The organism is Caulobacter sp. (assembly GCF_039596335.1).
In the GTDB taxonomy this organism is placed as follows: Bacteria; Pseudomonadota; Alphaproteobacteria; order Caulobacterales; family Caulobacteraceae; genus Caulobacter.
In genome coordinates this window covers 220,842-235,143 of sequence record NZ_JBCNJZ010000002.1, presented here as the reverse complement: position 1 = coordinate 235,143, position 14,302 = coordinate 220,842, and the positions used below count along the sequence as shown (strand labels likewise).

At 64.6% G+C, this 14,302-nt stretch carries 18 protein-coding genes; 9 read left to right on the top strand and 9 right to left on the bottom strand.

The genetic code is table 11. The features are described from left to right. Nucleotides 1-50: 50 nt before the first annotated feature. From rimM to ffh, 3 genes are read right to left on the bottom strand one after another with little or no spacing between them, the layout of a single operon-like run. Complete coding sequence (rimM, locus tag ABDW31_RS05200) at nucleotides 51-620, bottom strand: ribosome maturation factor RimM (RefSeq protein WP_184715168.1); 570 nt, start codon at nucleotides 618-620, stop codon at nucleotides 51-53. 57 nt (nucleotides 621-677) lie between these two features. Further along, nucleotides 678-1,187: a 30S ribosomal protein S16 gene (rpsP, locus tag ABDW31_RS05195; protein WP_184715166.1), complete on the bottom strand. Its 510-nt coding sequence runs from the start codon at nucleotides 1,185-1,187 to the stop codon at nucleotides 678-680. A gap of 27 nt (nucleotides 1,188-1,214) precedes the next feature. After that, nucleotides 1,215-2,741 (bottom strand): signal recognition particle protein, encoded by a 1,527-nt coding sequence (ffh, locus tag ABDW31_RS05190; protein ID WP_184715164.1) that lies wholly within the window; start codon nucleotides 2,739-2,741, stop codon nucleotides 1,215-1,217. 284 nt (nucleotides 2,742-3,025) lie between these two features. Between ffh and ABDW31_RS05185 the strand changes: the two genes are divergently transcribed. Together ABDW31_RS05185 and ABDW31_RS05180 are read left to right on the top strand one after the other, a co-directional pair. Then, nucleotides 3,026-3,229: a hypothetical protein gene (locus ABDW31_RS05185; protein ID WP_343698416.1), complete on the top strand. Its 204-nt coding sequence runs from the start codon at nucleotides 3,026-3,028 to the stop codon at nucleotides 3,227-3,229. Nucleotides 3,230-3,771: 542 nt separating this feature from the next. After that, the gene (locus tag ABDW31_RS05180) at nucleotides 3,772-4,929 is read left to right on the top strand and encodes a hypothetical protein (RefSeq protein ID WP_343698415.1); all 1,158 of its coding nucleotides are present in this window, start codon (nucleotides 3,772-3,774) and stop codon (nucleotides 4,927-4,929) included. 308 nt (nucleotides 4,930-5,237) lie between these two features. Here ABDW31_RS05180 and ABDW31_RS05175 read toward each other — a convergent pair whose 3' ends face one another. After that, nucleotides 5,238-5,402, bottom strand: a complete 165-nt coding sequence (locus ABDW31_RS05175) for a hypothetical protein (protein ID WP_343698414.1) — start codon at nucleotides 5,400-5,402, stop codon at nucleotides 5,238-5,240. 147 nt (nucleotides 5,403-5,549) lie between these two features. Beyond that, nucleotides 5,550-5,759 carry a helix-turn-helix transcriptional regulator gene (locus ABDW31_RS05170; protein ID WP_343698413.1) on the bottom strand — a complete coding sequence of 70 codons (210 nt, stop codon included), beginning with the start codon at nucleotides 5,757-5,759 and terminating at the stop codon, nucleotides 5,550-5,552. 106 nt (nucleotides 5,760-5,865) lie between these two features. On the opposite strand from ABDW31_RS05170, the gene ABDW31_RS05165 reads away from it, so the two are divergent. From ABDW31_RS05165 to ABDW31_RS05155, 3 genes are all read left to right on the top strand, one after another. Next, the gene (locus tag ABDW31_RS05165) at nucleotides 5,866-6,408 is read left to right on the top strand and encodes a hypothetical protein (RefSeq protein WP_343698412.1); all 543 of its coding nucleotides are present in this window, start codon (nucleotides 5,866-5,868) and stop codon (nucleotides 6,406-6,408) included. Between the two features lie 35 nt (nucleotides 6,409-6,443). Continuing rightward, nucleotides 6,444-7,145: a GIY-YIG nuclease family protein gene (locus ABDW31_RS05160; RefSeq protein ID WP_343698411.1), complete on the top strand. Its 702-nt coding sequence runs from the start codon at nucleotides 6,444-6,446 to the stop codon at nucleotides 7,143-7,145. 88 nt (nucleotides 7,146-7,233) lie between these two features. Then, a complete protein-coding gene (locus ABDW31_RS05155) occupies nucleotides 7,234-8,052 on the top strand; it encodes a hypothetical protein (RefSeq protein WP_343698410.1) in 819 nt (272 codons plus the stop codon). Between the two features lie 75 nt (nucleotides 8,053-8,127). Here ABDW31_RS05155 and ABDW31_RS05150 read toward each other — a convergent pair whose 3' ends face one another. After that, nucleotides 8,128-8,634 (bottom strand): DUF1993 family protein, encoded by a 507-nt coding sequence (locus ABDW31_RS05150; RefSeq protein ID WP_184715162.1) that lies wholly within the window; start codon nucleotides 8,632-8,634, stop codon nucleotides 8,128-8,130. Nucleotides 8,635-8,757: 123 nt separating this feature from the next. Here ABDW31_RS05150 and ABDW31_RS05145 point away from each other — a divergent pair, with 123 nt between their 5' ends. Continuing rightward, nucleotides 8,758-9,189 carry a CBS domain-containing protein gene (locus ABDW31_RS05145; RefSeq protein WP_184715160.1) on the top strand — a complete coding sequence of 144 codons (432 nt, stop codon included), beginning with the start codon at nucleotides 8,758-8,760 and terminating at the stop codon, nucleotides 9,187-9,189. Between the two features lie 176 nt (nucleotides 9,190-9,365). On the opposite strand, the gene mdh is transcribed toward ABDW31_RS05145, so the two are convergent. After that, nucleotides 9,366-10,328 (bottom strand): malate dehydrogenase, encoded by a 963-nt coding sequence (gene mdh / locus ABDW31_RS05140; RefSeq protein ID WP_184715158.1) that lies wholly within the window; start codon nucleotides 10,326-10,328, stop codon nucleotides 9,366-9,368. Between the two features lie 134 nt (nucleotides 10,329-10,462). On the opposite strand from mdh, the gene ABDW31_RS05135 reads away from it, so the two are divergent. Both ABDW31_RS05135 and ABDW31_RS05130 read left to right on the top strand, forming a co-directional pair. Next, nucleotides 10,463-11,509: a MaoC family dehydratase gene (locus ABDW31_RS05135; protein ID WP_184715156.1), complete on the top strand. Its 1,047-nt coding sequence runs from the start codon at nucleotides 10,463-10,465 to the stop codon at nucleotides 11,507-11,509. After that, the gene (locus ABDW31_RS05130) at nucleotides 11,502-11,927 is read left to right on the top strand and encodes an HIT domain-containing protein (protein WP_184715154.1); all 426 of its coding nucleotides are present in this window, start codon (nucleotides 11,502-11,504) and stop codon (nucleotides 11,925-11,927) included. The genes ABDW31_RS05135 and ABDW31_RS05130 overlap by 8 nt, the downstream gene beginning before the upstream one ends. On the opposite strand, the gene ABDW31_RS05125 is transcribed toward ABDW31_RS05130, so the two are convergent. Both ABDW31_RS05125 and ABDW31_RS05120 read right to left on the bottom strand, forming a co-directional pair. Next, a complete protein-coding gene (locus ABDW31_RS05125; RefSeq protein WP_184715152.1) occupies nucleotides 11,924-12,880 on the bottom strand; it encodes a hypothetical protein in 957 nt (318 codons plus the stop codon). The two genes, ABDW31_RS05130 and ABDW31_RS05125, sit on opposite strands and share 4 nt — an antisense overlap. Nucleotides 12,881-12,902: 22 nt before the next feature. Next, the gene (locus tag ABDW31_RS05120) at nucleotides 12,903-13,790 is read right to left on the bottom strand and encodes a CoA ester lyase (protein ID WP_184715150.1); all 888 of its coding nucleotides are present in this window, start codon (nucleotides 13,788-13,790) and stop codon (nucleotides 12,903-12,905) included. Nucleotides 13,791-13,864: 74 nt separating this feature from the next. Between ABDW31_RS05120 and ABDW31_RS05115 the strand changes: the two genes are divergently transcribed. Further along, nucleotides 13,865-14,248 (top strand): DUF2237 domain-containing protein, encoded by a 384-nt coding sequence (locus ABDW31_RS05115; protein WP_184715148.1) that lies wholly within the window; start codon nucleotides 13,865-13,867, stop codon nucleotides 14,246-14,248. The last annotated feature ends 54 nt before the right edge of the window (nucleotides 14,249-14,302 follow it).

Here is a 14,302-nt window from a genome sequence, read left to right as displayed (position 1 = left end):
TTGGCGAGGTCGATTTTGGCGAGGTCAATCGTACGCTCCTGCGCGGAAACTCAGTCGCGGTCGCCCAGCTCTTCGTCTTCCTGGGGGCCTTCGTGCTCGCCGACCAGTTCGGGCGGGTCGGCCAGGATCAGACCTTCGCCGATCTTGACCTCGGGCACAGCCGCCCGCGTGAACGGCAGGAACCAGGTCGGGCCGCCCAGGTCCGGAGTGATCTCGAGAATATCGCCGGCGCCGAAATTCTGGACGCTCTTCACGCGACCCAGCAGGACGTCGGTGGTGATGTGGCGGACGGTCAGGCCGACCAGATCGGTCAGGTAGAACTCGTCTTCGTCCGGCTCGGGCAGGGCCGAGCGGGGAACGTACAGGCGCAGGCCGCGCAGGGCGTCGGCGGCTTCCTTGCTCTCGACGCCGGGGCAGCGGCAGACGACGCCGTCCTTGGTCTTGCGGGCGGAAGCGATGGTCAGGGCGACCGAGCCGTCCTGGCGCTTCAGCGTCTTGAAGCCCGCGATACTCATCGGGTCTTCGGTATAGGTCGAGATCCGCACCTCGCCGCGCACGCCGAAGCCGCCGGCCACGCGGCCGACCAGGATCATCGGGTCATCGGGAGAAGCAGCGGCCATCGTGCAGACAGAGTCGCGCCGCCGACCCGGAAAGGATCGGCGGCGCGGATACCCTGATTAGCCTTCCGAGGCTTCTTCAGCCGGCGCTTCAGCGGCCGGGGCCTCTTCAGCGGGGGCTTCTTCGGCGGCCGGGGCAGCAGCGGCTTCAGCAGCAGCAGCGGCGGCGGCTTCAGCAGCAGCGGCCTTCTCGGCTTCGGCGGCGGCCTTGGCGTCGATCTCGGCTTGCTTGCGCTCTTCTTCACGCTGAGCGCGCTCGGCGGTGCGCTCTTGAGCCTTCTTGCCCGGGGCGCCCTTTTGCGGGTTGTTGCCGTGGGTCCAGGCGACCAGGCCTTGAGCGGCCAGGAAGCGGGCGACGCGGTCGCTCGGCTGAGCGCCCTTCTTCAGCCACTCCTGGATCGACTCGACCTTCAGGGTCACGCGAGCCGGGTCGTCCTTCTTGAGGAGCGGGTTGTAGGTGCCGACCTTCTCGATGAAGCGGCCATCGCGCGGCGAGTGGCTGTCGGCGATGACGATCGAGTAGTACGGACGCTTCTTGGCGCCGCCACGGGCGAGACGGATCTTCAGCATTTGAGGTAGTCCTTAGGGTCTAAAGTTCTATTTCTTGAACGGGTTGAAGCCGGGCAGGCCCAGGCCGGAGAGAGGGTTGGGCTTGGCGTCGCCGCCGCCCCCGAGGCCCGGCAGACCGGGCAGCCCCGAGAGGCCTTGGCCTCCCGCTGCATTGGGATCGGGCTGGGGCATTTTCCCCCCACCCATGGTCTTGAGACGGGCCATGTCGCCGCCGCCCATCATCTGGGCCATGCGGGCCATGCCCCTGCCGCCGTCCTTGGACATGGCCTTGAACATGTCGGCCATCTGGCGGTGCTGTTTCAGCAGGCGATTGATCTCGGCGACGTCGACGCCCGAGCCCGCCGCGATGCGACGCTTGCGCGAGGCGGCCAGGATGTCGGGCTTCTTGCGCTCTTCCTTGGTCATCGAGCTGATGATCGCCTGCTGGCGACGGAAAATGCTGTCGTCGACGCCGCTCTCGGCGATCTGCTTCTTGACCTTCTGGACGCCCGGCAGGAGGCCCATGATGCCTTCCATGCCGCCCATCTTCTGCATCTGGCGCAGCTGGGCGGCCAAGTCGTCCAGGTCGAACTTGCCCTTGGCCAGCTTCTTGGCCATGCGCTCGGCTTCGGCATGGTCGAGATCGGCCGCGGCCTTCTCGACCAGCGCCACGACGTCGCCCTGGCCCAGGATGCGGCCGGCGACGCGGCGGGCGTCGAACACGTCCAGCTGGTCGATCTTTTCGCCGGCGCCGAGGAACTTGATCGGCAGGCCGGTGACGTGACGCATCGACAGCGCCGCGCCGCCACGGCCGTCGCCGTCGGCGCGAGTCAGGATCAGACCGGTCAACGGCAGGCGCTCGTGGAACGCCTTGGCCGTGCGCACGGCGTCCTGACCGGTCAGGCTGTCGGCGACCAGGATGGTCTCGGACGGCGTGGCGATGCGGGCGATTTCCGCCGCTTCGCTCATCATCGCCTCGTCCAGCGTGGTGCGGCCGGCGGTGTCGAGGATCAGAACGTCGTAGCCGCCCAGCTTGGCCACGGTCATGGCGCGCTTGGCGATGTCCGGAGCGCTCTGGCCCGGAACGATCGGCAGGCTCTCGACCTCGACCTGCTTGGCCAGGGTTGCCAGCTGCTCCATGGCGGCGGGACGGCGGGTGTCGAGCGAGGCGACCAGCACCTTCTTGCGCTCGGTCTTGGACAGACGCAGGGCCAGCTTGCCGGTGGTCGTCGTCTTGCCCGAGCCCTGCAGGCCGGCCATCAGGATGACCGACGGCGGGTTCAAGGCCAGGTTCAGGCCGGTCGGCGCTTCGCCGCCCAGCATCTCGACCAGGCCGTCATAGACGATCTTGACCACCTGGTCGGCCGGCTTGACCGAACGGATGACGGACTCGCCAGACGCCAGCTCCTTGGCCTTGCTGATGAAATCCTTGACGACCGGCAGGGCGACGTCGGCCTCGAGCAGGGCGACTCGGACCTCGCGCAGCGCCTCGTCGATGTCCTTCTCGGACAACACGCCGCGGCCGCCGAGGCGGTCGAAGACGCCTGAAAGTCGCTCTGTAAGGCCGTCGAACATGTCGAACCCTGGTTAAAACTACAGACCAAACGCGATCAGCCCCCGTGGACGATCACGTCGACGGGGGTCCTCGCCGTCCTCGTCCGGATGGATCCTGCGCTAACAGGCCGGGGTCGTGACGGTGGAGGCGCTGCTGATAAAGCGCCGGAAGCCGGGGCTTATGCACAGAAAAGGCGGAAGAGTCTATAGGGGCGGGCTTTTGGCGGTGACGCAGTTTGAGATAGCCGGTTGCTAAGCCTCAGCGGTGGCGGCTCGGTCGGGTGGCGAAACCAAGGAGATCGCCCATGTTCTACCGCACCGAAACCATCAACCTGCGTCGCGGAGCCCACCAACTCTCGATCGGCTGCGAGTTCACCCAGACTTGCAAGCGCTACGTCGGGAGCGTCGATGGCGCCGCTTGCGTGACCTCTATGACGCGGGAGGGGGCCGTCTCGGCACTCCTCCGTCATGTGGTGTCCTGCGCCGTTCACACCGGCGATATTCTTTAAGCCTGTGGTACCCTCTCCGGCCTGCTGCTTGCAGGCCGGACCCTCGCATGACGAAACCCTCCCACACTGATCCCGAAACTGAACGTCTGGCGATGCTGAAAGCCGCCAAAGCGCTGGTGGGTGATGATGAGCCGGCAAGCGCCGAGGAAGCTCGTGTCATTGAGGAGGTCCGAGATGCTCTACCTCGCGCAGACAGGTCAGAATTGATCGAGGCAGCAAAGCGACTATCAAAGAAAAGATAGCCCCGAGAATATCTATTAATGTTCATTATTACAGGAATATAAGGGGCGTTTCGTTGCGAATTCGCAACGTTAACCTCATCTCGTGCATGAGTTTAGGCCGAAAGCGACGAAATAGGTTGAAACTCAACTACCCATGAGCGACCTCGCTCGCGCACCCAAACTGGGTTTTGCGAACTTGGAGAACGCCCATGGTTACTTTCAACTATTTCGGGACTGACCGGCGCCGGCCAGCAATGGCGTTTGGCGAATAGACTTAACGCGCGACTACGCGCCTACATTCTCCACTCCCTCTGCGAGGGCATGTCGCAGCGCTCATGCGAGCGCATCTTTCGCGTCAGTCAAAACACGGTCGCCAAGCTGTTCGAAGAGGCTGGCGATATGGCGATCGCCTATCTCGACTCGCTACGCGACCTGACCATTGAGAAAATTCAGGCTGACGAACTCTACGCCTTCGTCGGCGCGCGCAGTTTCAACGTGAAGGACATGGCCGCGCCGACGCCCGGCGCCGGCACGGTGTGGACCTACCTGGCGGTTTGCGCCGAGACCAAGTTCATTCTCACCTACCACCTCGGGAACCAGGGCATCGACGACGCCACGAAGTTCGCCCGTCGCCTCGCCAGCAAACTGAAGCGCCGAGAGAGTGGTGAGTTCGTGAAACGCCCGACCATCATCACAGACGGCCTCGGAGCCTACCCCCAGGCGATGGATCGAGCCTTCGGGAGCGATTTAAACTTTGGGGTTCTGAACAAGAATTACTCGAAGGTCGATGCGAAAGGTAGCCGCCTAACCGGTAGCCGATACGAAGGGGCGACGCGGACGGCGGTGATCGGCGATGTCGCTGAGCACGACATCCACACCAGCTACATCGAGCGCCAGAATCTCAACGTGCGGATGGGAAATCGGCGCTACGGTCGCAAGACCAACGCCTTCTCGAAGCGCTTCCTCAACCACGAGCGCCATCTGGCGCTCTGGATCATGTACCATAATTACTGCTGGATTCCCCGTCCGAGGAGGCCGCGAGGCGGCTCCGGCGACTGGATCAAACTCCCGACGGCGGCAATGCAAGCAGGCCTCGCCGACGGGCTCTGGGAGATCGAGGACGTGCTGGCGATGACTGACGCCTTCATCGCCGAGCGTAGTGCTGAGGCCAATGAGGATCAGGCCGACAACGACAATGGTGAGATCGTTCAGGTTGACCCTGATGACGTCGAGCTTGCCCCGAGCCATTGGGTCTATCGGAGCTTCGTCCACCACACGACCAAGGTCCACTCGGCGGGCTGTTCAAACTGTCGCGACGGTGCCGGAAAAGGCGGGACCGGTGGGACAAAAGCCGGGGAGTGGTTGCCGTTTTACCGGCTGGAGGATGCTACCGCGAAGGCCGAGGAACTGGAGCCGGATGGCTCTTCGATCTGTTCGATGTGCCTCGGAGAATACCGGAAGCTTGGAGAGAGAAGGTAATCTTTGAGTAGCAAAGATTCCGTACACAACCGATATGAAGCGATATCTCGTCGGCTACGACCTCACCAAAATCGAGCGCGACTATAGCGCGGTAGATCGCCAAATGCGGACGATCGATGCAGGTGCCGCTCGTATTCTAGAGTCGACCTGGTTGGTTGAGACGGCCTACTCGCCAGACCAAATCGTCGCCATGCTGAGCGGCGCTGATGCTGAGAATAACGACCGCTTTCTTGTATTGAGCATTGAAGGCCCTTGGGCAGGCCTTCGCCTGCGCACTGACGACCTATTGCGAAAGTGGTTTGGACCTCCTACCGGGAAATCCGACCGATAACCGTCATGCCGTCGGCGGCATAGACGTTGAGATCGGGAAAGCTGACTCCCACGAAAACTCCGCGCTCAGGCGAAATTTGAACGCCCAGCAATTTACCGAGCATGTGGAAAAAGCGCCGGCGAGGCGTCCATTTGAAGTTCATTGAAATGCTCTCGGAGTGAGGGGGCGCGCAACTCGCGCCGATCGGCCTCGGGCCGAAATTCAAGCCGCTGAACGCGACGCAATCAGCGTTAACCGAAAACGGGGCTGACGTCAAGATTTGCGTGCAATTCGTCGCTATTCTTAGAGCTTAGTTCCGCGCCAGCAGGGCCGACGGCTCGACGCCCAACGCATCAGCCATCTTCACCAAGAACTTGAGCGACGGATTTTCCTCACCACGCTCGACGCCGGCGACGTAGCGCATGGCGACCTCAGACTCGTGAGCAAGCTGCTCTTGCGTCAGGCCTTTCGCCTTCCGCAGTCGGCGTATGTTCCCGCCAACGATCGCAGCCCAATCCATGAGGGGATGTGGCGGCCAGAGGCACTTTGGCTCCAGGAGCCATTCTGCCTATTTCGTTTACCTATGATAGGCAGAATAGACCCCATTCAACTTGAGCGGGGCGATCATGGCGAGCAACGGCAAAACGGATTGGGTCTCGGTGACGGTCGGGAGCTTCCTTCTCGTCGCGCTGCTGATCTGCGCAGGTGCGTTCGCCGTTGATCGCATCAAGGCCGCCGCTTTCCCGAAGGAGCACGCCGCTGCGCAGGCCCAGATAAAGGCGCAACGGGATCGAGATGCGGCAGTCGAAAATGCCCTCAAGGCCGAGGAAGAAAAGGCCCAGGCCGAGAAAGACGCCGCTGAGCGTGAAGAGGCCCAGGCTTTCGCGTCAGCGAATGAGGCCGTTCAAGCCGTGCGCTACAGCCTCGCCGATCCCGACAGCGCACTATTCAAGGATGTCTGGGCCGTGCGCGGCCAGATCGATGGCGCGCCCGAGGGCGTCTTCACTTGCGGCACGGTCAACGCCAAAAACGGGTTCGGCGGCTACGTCGGGTACATGCCCTTCGTGGCGGTTGGCTCAACGGTGCTGACGCCGCAGGACGGCATCTTTGAGCAGACATTTCAGCGGGTGTGCCTGGAAGGAAAAAAGCTCTTCCCAGTTCAGGTATAGTTGAGGAAGGCAGGGCGATACGTTTAGCTTGACCGATGAAGGTCAGAATCCTCAACGAAATTCGCCGGCTGGCGAAAGAGGCCGACGGGAAACCGCCCGGTGCAAAGCATTTCCAAACGCACTCTGGCATTGGTGAGTCGGCTTGGCGGGGCGTGTATTGGGCTCGCTGGAGCGAAGCCATCGCGGAAGCCGGCCTAACGCCTAACCTTCTGCCCGAAGAGCGCCGCATCGCCGACGATGAGCTACTCCGGCAACTGGCGATGGCGTGCCGGCACTATGGTCGCGTTCCGACCGTCGCCGAACTGAAGCTGTTTGGACGGTCGCGGCCTGACTTCCCCAACTTCAAAACGATCGAGCGCCGGTTCGGCGGCTTCAGCCAGCTTGGTGTCCTTATTGGCGCCTGGACAGCAGACAAGCCCGAGTTCGCTGACGTGGTGCCAATCCTCGGCGCCCAGCCTGTGTCGCCACCCCGCAGCCGCGTTGATGGTTCCGTGTACTTGCTTCAGTCAGGCGCGTTTTTCAAAGTCGGGAGGAGCGACGATGTGGAGCGTCGGGTCAAGGAGATCACGATCGCGCTGCCCGAGAAGGTGATGCTCATCCACTCCATCTCCACCGACGATCCGCCTGGCATCGAAGCGTATTGGCACCGGCGCTTTGCCGACCGGCGCGCCAATGGCGAATGGTTCAAGCTATCGCGAGAAGATATCGCTGCGTTCAAGCGACGGAAATTCCAGTAGGCAGACCGACAACGCTATCTGCCCCGCGAAGCCCCAACGAGTTCGCTGAGGGTACGCCCCAATCACCCACATAGATCGAGAATCCGTGATGGAAGATAAGATTGTCGAGGCACTAAAGTTAGCGGGAGGCCGACTAATAAGGCAAAAGTTGTGGGAGAAACTGCCTGATGTTGGTCAAAAGCCGACAGATGACTATTGGAAGGCTGAGCAAACTCTGGTCGATGCTCGCAAGATCGAGAGGCGCAGAGGTCGCAACGGCGGAATCTACCTTGTTCCGGAGACGAATGACGAGCCCGCCCTTGTCGAGATCGAGACGATTCCATCGAGCGCATCTGCGGCAGAGCTAGACCCTCAGACAGAGCGACATTTTTACGACCCTGCCCTGAACGTAATCCTTCGGAATTGGACTGAGCAGCCGGGCTTCACGCATGTTTTCGGGGCGGTGACGGCCGGTCAAGGGCGACGACAGACCGGCGGCACTTGGACACGACCAGACATCACTCTTTGCACCGTGTCAGATTGGCTATTTTCTTCTCGTCCGGAAGGAGACGTGAGGACAATCGAAGTCAAGCGGTATGAAGCTCTGAATGTCATGGGAGTTTACGAAGCGGTATCGCACCGCCTGCGAGCGCACTACGCCTACCTTCTCATAGTCAACTTCCCAACGGAGTTGTCAGAAGATGAAAAGGGAGACTTCGATAACGTGCTGTCAGTGGCGGGGCGGCATGGGATCGGCGTCATAACGGCGACATCAGTCGAGAAATGGTCAACTTGGAGCTTTGAGCTGGACCCACTGCGGAGCGATGCCGACAATCAGGCCGTCCATCAGTTCCTACTAGACCAAGTCCCGCCGGACGTCCGAGGGAAGTTCCGAGAGGCCATTCGGAGCATCAAGATCACCATTTGATCCAGACTTACTAACTCCCGGATTCAAACTGCGTCACTACCGGGCTTTTCGGCCCGCCCCCCAAGAAACCGAAGATCAGGCCGTGCCCAGGAAGTCGCGCTTGCCGACCTCGACGCCGTTGTGGCGCAGGATCGCGTAGGCGGTGGTGATGTGGAAGAAGAAGTTCGGCATCGCCTGGCCCTGCAGATAGTCCAGGCCCTTAAAGGTTTTGGTCTCGCCGCGACGAACCAGCTGGACGTCACGGTCGTGACCGCCTTCGAACGCCGCCACGTCCAGACCTTCCAGATAGGCGATGGCGCGGTCGACGCGGGCGACTAGGTCTTCGAAGCTGGCTTCGGTGTCGTCCCAGGCCGGAACCTCCTGCGCGGCCAGGCGCGCGGCGCCGCCCTTGGCGAAGTCGGTGGCGATCTGCACCTGGCGGATCAGCGGGAACATGTCGGGATACAGGCGGGCCTTCAGCAGGGCCTCGGGGTCCCATGTCTTGGCCTCGACGAGGGCGGCGGCCTTGGTCAGGACGCCCTTCAGACCCTTCAGGCCCTGGATGAAGACGGGCACGCTGGCCTGGTGGATCGAGATCGACATGGGAAGCTCCGCGGAGACCCCCTCCAATGGGGGCTGCGCCTAGATAGGGCACACGCAAGCGGAACAGGAGGGGGTGTGCGCGGGTTTTAGAGCCTCGGAATTCCCAACCTTGAGAGGTTCGCCATGAAAGTCAGCGACGCCATGACCAGCCAGGTCTCGATCGCACGCCCCACCGACAGTATCCGCAAGGTCGCCGAGACCATGGCCAAGGTCGAAAGCGGGGTCGTGCCCGTGGTCGAGGACGGCAAGGTGGTCGGCGTGGTCACCGACCGCGACATCGTCCTGCGCGTGGTCGCCGAAGGCCGCAGCTTCGACGCCCCCATCTCGGAAGCCATGTCCGACGGTGAAGTGCTGAGCGTGAAGGAAGACGACGTCCTGGCCGACGCCACCGCCAAGATGGCCAACAACCAGGTCCGCCGTCTGATCGTCCTCAACGAGTCCGGCAACCTGACCGGCATTCTTTCGCTGGGCGATGTGGCCAAGGACTACGGCGCCAAGCAGGTCGGCAAGACCCTGGAAGAGATTTCCCAGGAGCCGGGCGACGCGGCGCACTAGGCCTGCCACTTGCCCCCACCTGACCGCTTCGCGGTCGTCCGCCCCCGGAGGGGGCAGACGTTAAGCCGCCTTCCCCCTCCGGGGGAGGAGCGCGAAGCGCGGAGGGGGCCTGTAGTGACCAAGAAAAAGGGCGGCCCCGCGAGGGCCGCCCTTCGTCGTTATGGATCGAAGTTCGCTTAGACCAGCGAGCTGTCGATGGCCTTGCAGGCTTCCATCAGGCCCTGGACCGACGCAACCGAGGCAGCGAACATGGCCTTCTCGGCGTCGTTGGTTTCGAACTCGACGATCTTCTCGGCGCCGCCGGCGCCGATGACGACCGGCACGCCGACGTACAGCCCGTTCAGGCCGTACTGGCCGGTCAGGTAGGTGGCGCACGGCAGGACGCGCTTCTTGTCCTTCAGGTACGACGTCGCCATGGCGATCGCCGATTCCGCCGGGGCGTAGAAGGCCGAGCCGGTCTTCAGCAGGGCGACGATCTCGCCGCCGCCCTTGCGGGTGCGCTCGACGATGGCGTCCAGCTTCTCTTGCGTCAGCCAGCCTTGCTTGACCAGTTCCGGCAGCGGCAGGCCGCCGACCGTCGAGTGACGGACCATCGGAACCATGTCGTCGCCGTGACCGCCCAGGGTCCAGGCGTGGATGTCTTCGACCGACACGCCGGTGGCTTCAGCCAGGAAGTAGGCGAAGCGGGCCGAGTCCAGGACGCCGGCCATGCCGATGACCTTTTCCTTGGGCAGACCCGAGAACTGCTGCAGGGCCCAGACCATCGCGTCGAGCGGGTTGGTGATGCAGATGACGAAAGCGTTCGGGGCGTGGGCCTTGATGCCTTCGCCGACGGCCTTCATGACCTTCAGGTTGATGCCCAGCAGGTCGTCGCGGCTCATGCCCGGCTTGCGCGGCACGCCGGCGGTGACGATGCAGACGTCGGCGCCGGCGATGTCGGCGTAGTCGTTGGCGCCCTTCAGGGCCACGTCCTTGCCGAACACGGCCGAGGCTTCGGCGATGTCGAGGGCCTTACCCTGCGGGGTGCCTTCGGCGATGTCGAACAGGATCACGTCGCCCAGCTCTTCGCGAGCGGCGATGTGGGCCAGGGTGCCGCCGATCATGCCGGCGCCGATAAGGGCGATCTTCGCGCGAGCCATGGGGTCTCCATCAAGGCTGTGGACAGTGAAATGTCGGGCGCGGTCTAGACCTGTAGCGTCCCGGCCTCAAGTCCTCTTTCCCGTTTCGCTGCGCTGCGGCAAAGATGCCTAAACAACGATAAGGAGCCGCGGGGATGAGCAAGACCGATCCGGGTCATTTCTTCGAGGACTTCAAGCTGGGCCAGCGACTGGTCCACGCCACGCCCCGGACCGTCACAAGCGGCGATGTCGCGCTGTACACGGCGCTTTACGGGCCGCGCTTCTCGCTCTTTTCGTCGGACGAGTTCGCCCGCGCCTGCGGCCTGGCCTCTGCGCCGGTCGACCCGCTGATCGCCTTCCATGTGGTGTTCGGCAAGACGGTGCCCGACATCAGCCTGAATGCGGTGGCCAATCTGGGCTATGCCGAGGGCCGGTTCCTGGCCCCAGTATTTCCGGGCGACACCCTGAGCGCGGTGTCCGACGTGATCGGGCTGAAGGAGAACTCCAACCGCAAGACCGGCGTCGTCTATGTGCGCACCACCGGCGTGAACCAGCGCGGCGAGGCGGTGCTGAGCTACGTGCGCTGGGTGATGGTGCGAAAGCGCGATCCGGACGCGGAGATCGCCGAGCAGACGGCGCCGACCCTGTCGGGCGCCGTGGCGCCGGCCGATCTAGTCTTACCGGCGGGACTGGACTTCGCCGCCTATGACTGGGCTCTGGCCGGCGCGCCGCACGCCTTCGAGGACTACGAGATCGGCGAGACCATCGACCACGTGGACGGCATGGCGGTGGAAGAGGCCGAACACCAGATGGCCACCCGGCTGTGGCAGAACACCGCCAAGGTCCACTTCAACCAGTTCGAGCGGAGCAAGGACCCGTCGGGCCGGCGGTTGGTCTATGGCGGGGTGGTGATCTCGACCGCCAAGGCGCTGTCGTTCAACGGGCTGCAGAACGCCGGCCTGATCCTGGCCATCAACGGCGGCCGGCACGTGGCCCCGCTCTTCGCCGGCGGCACGGTGTTCGCCTGGAGCCAGGTGCTGGACAAGGCGGATCTCGGTTCGGTCGGCGCCCTGCGCCTGCGGCTGGTGGCGACGAAGGACCAGCCCTGCGCGGAGTTCCCGGACAAGGATGGCGAAGGGGTCTATGACCCGGCCGTCATTCTCGACTTCGACTATTGGGCGGCGGTGCCGAAACGTGGCTGATTTCATTCTCGACCCGGCGTTCGTCGCTACCTCGCACAAGGTCGCCGACCTGCCGCTATGCGAGGTGCGCCTGCAGGACGACGCCCGCTATCCGTGGCTGGTTCTGATCCCCCGCCAGCCCGGTCTGCGCGAGATCGAGGAACTCGACACCGCCCACCGCATCGAGCTGATGGAAGAGATCGTCCTGGCCGGAACCGCCGTCCGTGCGGTCGGCGCGGCGCTGGGCCTGGCGGTCGACAAGCTGAACGTCGGCGCCCTGGGCAATGTCACCGCGCAGCTGCATGTGCACGTGGTTGGGCGACGCGCAGATGATCCGGCCTGGCCGGGCCCCGTGTGGGGTCACAGCCCGGCGAGCGCCTATGCGGCTGAGGACCTCGCCGCACCGATCGCAGCGGCGCGGGAAGCGCTGAAAGCCTAGCGCTTCTTCTTGGCGGCCGGCTTCTTGGCCGTCGCCTTGCCCTTGCGTGCGGTCGTCGCCTTGGCCTTCGCCTTGCCGCCCTTCTTGACCGCCGCGCCCTTGCCGCGCTTGGCGGCGGCTGCGCACTTGGCCTTGGCCGCCTTCAGGGCCTTGCCCGTCTTGCCCTTGGTCGAGCAGGCCGGAGCCGACGCCGCCGGGGCGGGACGGCTGGCCGCCACGCGCTGGGGGCCAGGCCAGACATAGGGACCACGACGCTCGGTCTCGTAGCCGGGAGGAGCCTCAGGACGCAGCTGCTCGGCGACCACCGCCAGGACCTCGCCGTTCTCCGACAGCTGGCCGGCCCAACGCTCCTGGCCGACAGGCCGCAGGGTCAGGACGCTGGACTGGCCGCCCCGGGGGCTGAAACGGACGACGACGTCAGAGCCGTCGCGGCGCAGATCCTCGATCAGGCCGGTCGAGCCGACGCTGCCGGGCCGCCGGACATCGCGCCAGGCGCCTTCCAGCTCGCCATAGCCGCCGGCCTTGTCGACCAGCTGCAGGGCGTAGAGTTGGCCGCCGTCGGCGCCGGCGATCTTCCAGCCGCCATCAAGCGGGCCTTGCAGGTTCTGGGCGGCGGCGATCGAGCCCTTCACCCGCATCTCATAGACCTTCTCGGCCGGGACGTAGCCGCCCTGCGGGATGGCCGGGCCGGTCGGTTCGGGCGGGGGTATGGGCAGGATGGTGGCTCTGTGGCGCGGCGCGGGCGCGCTAGCGGCCTCGGCCTGCTCTTCGTCGAGACCGGTTTGCTGGGCGATCAGGTCGGCCAGCGGATCGAGCGCTTGAGGGACCGTATCGGCGGGCGGCGCCTGGACCTGCGGCGCAGCCGTCACGACCGGCGCGTCGGCAGACTGCTGAGCCCAGACCGGACCCGCGGCCAGCATGGCCGAAACGACGGAAACAACGATAGCCCGCATACGAAACCTGCTCAGCGCCCCCTTAGGTCGCCGCATCCCTCGCCGAGATCGCGGCCGCCACGGCGACAAGACGCTCTGCCTGCGACAGATGCAAGCGTTCGGCCATCTTGCCGTCGACCCGTAGGGCGCCTTTGCCCGCATTTTCGGGCGCGTTGAAGGCGGCGATCACCGCCTGGCTCCAGGCAACGTCCTCGGGCGAGGGCGAGAAGACCCGGTTGCAGATCGGGAGATGCTTGGGATGGATCAGGGTCTTGCCATCGAAGCCGAAGTCGACGCCCTGGACGCAGACGGCCTCCAGCGCCTCGAGGTCTTCGATGTCGTTGTGGACCCCGTCCAGGATCGTCAGGCCGTGGGCGCGGGCGGCGGCGACCGACAGGGTCAGCAGCGGCAGGAACGGCGCGCGATCCGGAGTCTGGCGGGCGCGCATTTCCTTGGCGAAGTCATTGACGCCCATCACCCAGGTCGACAGCCGCGTGCCGTGGCGGGCCTGCGCGATCTCCCACAGGTGGAAGGCGGCCTTGGCGGTCTCGATCATGGTCCACAGGCGCGTGGCCGGGGGCGCCGACTTCAGATGCTGGTCGTAGAGGCGCACGTCGTCGGCGTCATTGACCTTGGGGACCAGCACCGCGTCGGGACCGGCTTCGGACACGGCGGCCAGATCCTCCAGGCCCCAGGGGGTGTCGATGCCGTTGACCCGGATCGCCACCTCGCGCGCCCCGAAGCCGCCGGCCTTGACCGCCGCCACGGCCGCTTCGCGCGCGGCCGGCTTCATCTCCGGCGCAACGGCGTCCTCCAGGTCCAGGATGATGACGTCGGCGTCCAGGGTGCGAGCCTTCTCCACCGCCTTGGCGTTGGAGGCCGGCATGTAGAGGGCGCTGCGGCGCGGGCGATCTGCGAAGGCGTCGGTCATGGCGCTCACCTTAGCAGCGCCGCGACGCCGCAAAAGCCTTCCCCATGCGCAAACCCAGGGTCTAGGATCGCCGCATGAGCACCACACGGTACGACAAGAACGCCCGGAACGTGCTGGGCGGCGAATTGGCGCCCTGTTCGCTGGATCCGGTCACCGGTTTCTACCGCAACGGCTGCTGCGAGACCGGGCCGCACGACCTGGGCCTGCACACTGTCTGCGCGGTGATGACCGAGGATTTCCTGGCCTTCTCCAAGGCGCAGGGCAACGACCTTTCCACGCCGCGCCCCGACTACGCCTTCCCCGGCTTGAAGCCTGGCGACCGCTGGTGCCTGTGCGCAGGCCGCTGGACCGAAGCCTTGGAGGCCGGCATGGCTCCGCAGGTCGTGCTGGAAGCCACCCACGAGGAGATGCTGGCGGTCGCGCCGCTGGGCGTTCTCAAGGATCACGCCGCGACCTGAGCCTGATCAATCGCGCCGGGGCCGAGCGGCGCTACTAGATCCCTGCGTATCGAG